1 protein-coding gene is annotated in these 296 nt (G+C 60.8%); it reads left to right on the top strand.

Annotation, left to right across the window (positions count from 1 at the left end):
- Window positions 1–296, top strand: a 296-nt coding sequence (locus tag F2P45_RS35910; protein ID WP_223164947.1) for a hypothetical protein, incomplete at both ends; no start/stop codon positions are given.

Raw genomic sequence — 296 nt, 5'->3', positions numbered from 1 at the left:
GCGATACGCGGTGCTCCGGGTTTTTGTATTTCCTGCATCGCTGGCTGATGCGGCGAGGCCGCCTCCTGGCCGCTGAAGAAGTCGCCGCCAGCGATGGGGCAGCTTCGATTGCAGGGATGGAAGAGGACATCCGGCGCCGTCGTCTGCAGTCGGGGCAAGAGATGCTTTCGACACACGCTACGAAATTCTGGCAGCGCCACGGTCGGCCTTGGCGCGAGGGCCGCGAATTCTTCCAGCCATTCACTGTCTTCCTGAAGCGGACAGTTCCATGGAGTCAAGCCTTCCTTTACGATCTC

Source organism: Massilia mucilaginosa, assembly GCF_011682145.1.
GTDB lineage: Bacteria > Pseudomonadota > Gammaproteobacteria > Burkholderiales > Burkholderiaceae_D > Telluria_A > Telluria_A mucilaginosa.
Note: the sequence above shows the minus strand (reverse complement) of the source record. Positions and strands in the feature narration are given on the sequence as shown.